At 50.9% G+C, this 5,954-nt stretch carries 6 protein-coding genes and 1 riboswitch; of the genes, 2 read left to right on the top strand and 4 right to left on the bottom strand.

Going from position 1 to position 5,954, the window contains the following annotated elements; all coding sequences use genetic code 11:
- Window positions 1-517 precede the first annotated feature (517 nt).
- The gene (locus ACLL9E_RS02835; protein WP_411290229.1) at window positions 518-1,102 is read right to left on the bottom strand and encodes a PEP-CTERM sorting domain-containing protein; all 585 of its coding nucleotides are present in this window, start codon (window positions 1,100-1,102) and stop codon (window positions 518-520) included.
- Between the two features lie 244 nt (window positions 1,103-1,346).
- Between ACLL9E_RS02835 and ACLL9E_RS02840 the strand changes: the two genes are divergently transcribed.
- Entirely contained in the window at window positions 1,347-1,538 is a 192-nt protein-coding gene (locus tag ACLL9E_RS02840) for a hypothetical protein (protein ID WP_411290230.1), read from the top strand.
- Window positions 1,539-1,607: 69 nt separating this feature from the next.
- On the opposite strand, the gene ACLL9E_RS02845 is transcribed toward ACLL9E_RS02840, so the two are convergent.
- The 3 genes from ACLL9E_RS02845 to cobU form a co-directional block, all read right to left on the bottom strand.
- On the bottom strand, window positions 1,608-1,901 hold the full coding sequence (locus ACLL9E_RS02845; RefSeq protein WP_411290231.1) for a hypothetical protein: 294 nt from the start codon (window positions 1,899-1,901) through the stop codon (window positions 1,608-1,610).
- Window positions 1,902-2,821: 920 nt separating this feature from the next.
- Window positions 2,822-3,199, bottom strand: coding sequence for a GNAT family N-acetyltransferase (locus ACLL9E_RS02850; protein ID WP_411290232.1), 378 nt, complete (start codon window positions 3,197-3,199; stop codon window positions 2,822-2,824).
- A gap of 210 nt (window positions 3,200-3,409) precedes the next feature.
- Window positions 3,410-3,937 carry a bifunctional adenosylcobinamide kinase/adenosylcobinamide-phosphate guanylyltransferase gene (cobU, locus tag ACLL9E_RS02855; protein ID WP_411290233.1) on the bottom strand — a complete coding sequence of 176 codons (528 nt, stop codon included), beginning with the start codon at window positions 3,935-3,937 and terminating at the stop codon, window positions 3,410-3,412.
- 26 nt (window positions 3,938-3,963) lie between these two features.
- Window positions 3,964-4,178, top strand: a riboswitch (cobalamin riboswitch).
- Window positions 4,179-4,333: 155 nt separating this feature from the next.
- Between cobU and ACLL9E_RS02860 the strand changes: the two genes are divergently transcribed.
- Window positions 4,334-5,954 (top strand): TonB-dependent receptor plug domain-containing protein (locus ACLL9E_RS02860; protein ID WP_411290234.1); only part of this gene is annotated, 1,621 nt, incomplete at its 3' end.

Genomic DNA, 5,954 nt, shown 5'->3' on the forward strand with positions numbered 1-5,954 from the left:
GAATGAAAGAAAGGTTGACCAGAATGGCACGCATGTGGAGGGTAGTCCTTTAAGGTTTATTGGTTCTAGCGACCATAGGAGTGACTCTGTGAGATTGTTGAACTTAAATCAACGTAGTGCAGGGGCGGTCTGTTCCGTATGGTTCGCCCCAACCAACACGAAGCCATGTACCGGGTTACGCCTGCATTGTTAGTGTATGCTCCCTCACGTATTGCCTATTCGGCCACCGCCTAGGTCCCCCCATGCAACTTAGGTGGTGAAGGGGCGGCATGTGGACCAGCTGCCGCCCCGTTGTCTAAAGCTTTTGGCAATCGAGCCCGTTCTGGCAGTAGCATTGGCTTTGAGTTAGAAACAAAAATTCCATCGCCTGATGGATCTCCAAGACCAGCAAGGCATATGGTAGGGGCGGTCTTGCTTGTTGGTCGAAATGGACCGTCCCGATTGCCATGTAGAGTTCAGGAAAAAAATGGGCACCAAGATTACTTAATACCCAGTTCTTCGGTAAATTTTCTGCAGTTTATGAGAACCGAACCCGTAAGGTTGTGTCACGTTTGCGGCGCATCGTAAATCCGACGCCAGCCATTCCAATCAGCATAAGCATCCAAGCGGCTGGTTCTGGAACTGCGCCAACGCCGGTTTTATACAAACGGACATTCGAGCTAGCACCATAATTTAGAGTGAAAGTGTCCAGGCCGGTAGTACCGGCATTAAACTTGTAGAAAGCAGTATCGTCTCCGTCACCCTTAGCAGGCCCATCTGGGTTACCGGGGCTGCCATCGCCGTTACCATAGTGCACCCCGATAATTGTTTCACCAAACAAAAGCGTGTTGAAGTTGATAGACTGACTGCCCATCAGTTCTATTACTGTTTCAATTCCTGCCAAGCTGCCCACGTAGCCGAGTTCTGCCAGCAAAACTGCGCCTTCTTCCTTGCCAATCTGATTGCCGCCGATGAAGCCGCGGCAAGCATTTGCACCAGGGGTAATGTCACCGCTAGAGCAAGGCGTGAGAATCTCCGCCGCGTTGGAGGGTGTAGCGACTAATGCTAGTGCAACTAGACTAGCTGACAGCGTAGATTTGACGATAAAAGAAATGTTTTTCACAGAGTACTCCAATTCAAGAACCAAGTTTGTTCAATGCGTTTGGAGTGATTCAGCCTTACCAGCAGCATTAGTTGCGCGTCCGTTAACGGTTGCTAAACGATTCGCAACGAAGGATTTAGCCGCGTATCAAGATGGTACAACTATGGGGTGAGAGGTTACTGTAGATCGGCAATCTGCAATATTCCTGCATCGCCTTGTCATTATTCGCGTTTCGTTCCAATTATTGAACATGAGACGCCAATGATTGGCCATAATAACTTTCGATCCTGACCGCTTGGCAAAGCTCAGCTGGCACGGCGAAGGCCATTCGCTGGCATGGATTATCTGGCGGGGATTGTGCGGAAGGACCTATCCCAAAGAGCGCGGTATTATCAATATCACGCCGATGGACCAGCTGCCCGCCAAGCCGCACCGGCGGGAGAATTTGTTGCAATAGCCCCCGATGATTGCATTGGGCCTTATAAGATAACGTCGAGATCATAAGGGGCTCAGGATCGTCGCAAGGCTAGATGCCTTTCCAGCCGTCTAACGCAGTGCGTGGGGCAATCTTGCTAGCTAAAGCACTGACAGCTACTCTTGCGGCTATGTAATTCGGATTTAGACCATCGCGCCGAGCTGCGATCAAATCCGTAACTGTCGAACGCAAATAACGAACATTTCCTTTAAGGGATTTGTTGCTCTCAATATCACGTGCGATGCTGGACTCCATCAGTTCGACGAGTGTCCACCACTTTGCAGCATCTTGATCGGTGGCGTTTTCGGAAAGAGAATCGCGAAGCTCATTGACGTATTCTGCCATCTTTAACCTTTGCCCTTTTGACCACATTTTTTTCGGATAGCTCAATTGAGCTATAAACTACCGACGGAGGCCAGCTCCATATCTCGAGTGGATGGGGTGGTAATGCGCCCCGTTTCATAATTTGCGCGTAAGTCTTACCATAAATGCACAACCAACCGTTATCGGTTATGCGCCAACCGATTTCGCCGCGGCGTCGGTTAGTGGGCCCTGTTTCGGCTAGACCTATCTCGACAAGTGAATCTAAAGTGGGCCTGCCATTTTTGATAAATTGCCAGTAAGGCGTAAATTCTTCGTGACTATGGGTTAGTTCTTTTAGGGCGGCTCGCTGACGGTGGACCAGCACGTACGTCATTTAATCACTCTCCTCACTCGCTGAGGCCAGGTCACGTTTAGTTAGGCTTGTCGTCGTTTGACAAGCTGTCGAGCCAAGCATCCTGTGAGGCCCGAGCTGTTTCGGAATCAACCAACATTGCGCTAACAAATGATTGCGAAGAGGTGTTCATTATAATCGAAATGTCTTCGAGCCTGACTTGGATAAGCGGAAGATTAATATCTTCGACTACATAATCGACATGGGTCAGCTCGTTACCGACTATTGTTGTGATACGATATGATTTGACGAGTTCAAACATGCCAAGTCAATTAACCCAGAAAACTTGTAAATCCAAACTGAACAGCAAACCCAGTCAATAAATAGCTTAGATTATTAGTCCTACGCCGGACCTATCTTCGCAACGACCCACATATGCAGCAAAGTATACGGACATAATTGTGAGGCGTGCATAAGGGGTTTGATCCACCACGCATTGGAGCGGACGTTATTTCCAAAAGTATCAATGGACGATCTGCCGAACGATCCGGACATTCCAGTCAGCCGACCCGATTGCAATAAGCCTTTGCCGGTACTCCGGAAGCGGACTTCAAACTGATAGACCAAGCCTAAAAAACTGGTTGTAAGGACTGGGTCGATAATCGGCGAATGCGTCGCAGGATTTAAACCCGGCGCTTCTGTAAAGTGCTATGGCAGGGGCATGAAGGATTGCTGTGCCCGTCTCCAAACTCAGCTGCGCGTAGCCCCGCCTTCGCGCATCCGCGACGATGCGATTGAGCATGGCACGCCCGACGCCTGATCCCCGCGCGGTAGTGGCTGCGCGCATTGACTTTACCTCCCCGTGCGTGTTGTCGAGTTCTTTCAGCGCCCCAAAACCCACTAGCGCGTTACCTTGCCACGCCATCCAAAATGCAACGTTCGCAGTCGACAAACCGGTCGCGTCAAGCGCAAAGGGATGCTCGGCCATCGCACTCTGTAACTATTCTATATGGTATGCCAACAAATCCGCAACATGGCGGGCTGCCGGTTCGTCCTGCCGTATGTCTATCTTTCGCCACTCCAGTGCGGGATTCTAGATGGCGTCTAATTACAATTGCCACATTAAACTAGTCGGACTGCAACCCACTCAATTGTTGCTGGCCCAAGATGGCTGACTGGTCCGCTTTTACCTGCTGGGCTAATAACCTTTCAACTTCTGGGGCAGCCCCGCTGTAACGAACCACACATTCTCTACCACGCTTGCCAATTTCTGATTGAGCCATCCAGCCTCATCGCGAAAGTTGCGTGCTAATTCATTGTTAGGCACGATTCCTTGCCCCACCTCGTTGCTTACAAGAATCACACTAGCAGTTGAAACCTTCAGGCTTGCTATCAAGTCGGACACAGCAGCAGGAATATCATGGTCACCCAACATAAGGTTGCTCAGCCACAGAGTTAGGCAATCAACAAGGATGGTTTGACCTTTGCCTTGATGCTCCGCAATCGAATCTGCCAAGTACAACGGACACTCCAACGTATGCCAGCGTGGGCCGCGATCTGATTGATGGCGCGCAATTCGTTTGGCCATCTCGTCATCGAACGCCTGCGCCGTTGCGATGTAGATCAAATCACCATCACTTTCTTCAGCGAGGCTTTGAGCAAAGCTGCTTTTTCCTGATCGTGCGCCACCAAGCACTAATGCGATTTGTCCTGAATTCACCTTCATCCTTGCCTTTTCTCTAGCGGCGCAGCATATGCCGTGTTGCGACAGGTTCCCAGAGATGGGATGAAAAGGGAAGCCGGAAGTGGAATATTCCATGATCCGGCGCTGCCCCCGCAACTGTGATCGGCGAGTGTTCGCCCCTTATGCCACTGGATGCCAGACTTTAGATGGTCAGCACCTGGGAAGGTGGGGTGAATATGATGACCTGAGAGCCAGGAGACCTGCCCGTCGCGGTCGTTCTATCTTGCGGACGGGGTGTGCCGAAAGATGATCGAGGATTTCCTCGCGTGACGACTTGTTTTGGGTCGTGCGTGGGTGAGCTGCTTTCAAACGCTTACTTGTATTGTGCTTTTTGGCGCGCGGCCCTTTTTGATGTTGTTCAATAAGGGGAACTCTCAAGTGCGTCTTTTTAAAACTATACTACTTACCGCCAGTATCATGTCGCCTGTTGTCGCCCATGCTGATGACGGCGCTAACGATACAATCATCGTAACCGCCAGCCGAGGCGAAACACCTTTGTCGCAGGTTGGCCAATCTGTTACGGTCATCACAGCAGACGATATTAAGACTCGTCAATCGACAGCAGTCGTTGATCTTCTACGAACAGTACCTGGCGTTACGTTTACCCGAAATGGCGGAATTGGCACATCGACATCAGTCAATATTCGCGGCGCGGACAGTGATCAAACCGTCGCCCTTATTGACGGCGTAAAGCTCAATGACCCCTCATCGCCAGGCAGCGGATTCAACTTTGGCAATTTGCTAACTGGAAATATCAGCAGGATTGAAGTCGTGCGTGGATCGCAATCAGTTTTGTGGGGCAGTCAAGCAATTGGCGGCGTCATCAATATCATCACCCGCGAACCCACCGAAGACCTCACTTTCAACGCTAATGCAGAATATGGCTGGCGTGACACCGGGCAGGTTATTGGTAATGTTTCGGGCAAGTTCGGCCCTGTTTCGGCAAGCGTTGGTGCTGGTTATCTTCGTTCGGATAGCTTCTCTGCTTTTAATGAGGCACGCGGCGCAACAGAGCGTGACGGCTATGAAAATTATAGCGCGAATGCCAAATTCAACATTGCAATATCTGAAGCAGTGTCTTTCGATCTGCGCGGCTGGTATTCAAATGGCACCACGGGAATTGATGGTTTTCCAGCACCACTTTTCGCATTCGGCGACACAAATGAAACGGCGCAGACGGAGGAGTTTGTCGGCTATGCTGGCCTGAATGCCGCGCTGTTTGATGGTCGGTTTCGTAATAGATTTGCTTACGCTTACACCGACACCGCACGCGAAAATCTTGAGCTGAGCGGTGCCGCCCCGTTTCAGACCTTTGACGCCAAGGGCAAGAATCAGCGGCTGGAATATCAAGGTAACTTTGAAATCGCCGATGGCTACGGACTGACAATCGGTGCTGAAACGGAAAGGTCGTCTTTCCGCACAGTCAGTTTCGGAGGGCCAGCATCGATTGCCGATGCCAGGCTTGATAGCTTCTATGGCCAGTTAAGCGCAACACCGGCCACAGGCCTGACACTTTCTGCGGGTGCCAGATACGATGAGAGCAAGACGTTCGGCGGCAAAACAGTACTCGCCGCAAATGGCGTATATAGCCCGAATGACGGCGCAACTACCATCCGCGCGAGCTATGGTGAAGGGTTCAAAGTGCCTTCCTTGTTCCAATTGTTCAGTAATTTCGGCAACACAACGTTAAAGCCTGAATCCTCAAAAGGATGGGATGCAGGAGTGACACAGAAATTGCTCGACGGTGCAATCGAGGCTGGTGGCACATGGTTTCACCGCGACACATCGAACCAGATTGTGTTTGTTTCTTGCCCATTGCCGCGGACCGGAATTTGCACGAACCGGCCATTTGGCACCTATGACAATGTTGCCCGGACCCGAACGCAGGGACTTGAGTTCGGCCTGAAACTGAAACCAGTCGAGGCACTTACTGTGCAAGCCAATTACAGCTGGATCGATGCCAACAACCGAGCCAATGGTTTGAAACTTGCACGTCGCC

The organism is Sphingorhabdus sp. (genome assembly GCF_046596595.1).
Classification (GTDB): Bacteria; Pseudomonadota; Alphaproteobacteria; order Sphingomonadales; family Sphingomonadaceae; genus Sphingorhabdus_B.

What these genes read in the sequence shown, in the direction of transcription:
- ACLL9E_RS02845 (WP_411290231.1), bottom strand. Translation starts at nt 1,901, where the DNA reads ATGGCAGAATACGTCAATGAGCTTCGCGATTCTCTTTCCGAAAACGCC.
- ACLL9E_RS02850 (WP_411290232.1), bottom strand. Translation starts at nt 3,199, where the DNA reads ATGGCCGAGCATCCCTTTGCGCTTGACGCGACCGGTTTGTCGACTGCG.
- cobU (WP_411290233.1), bottom strand. Translation starts at nt 3,937, where the DNA reads ATGAAGGTGAATTCAGGACAAATCGCATTAGTGCTTGGTGGCGCACGA.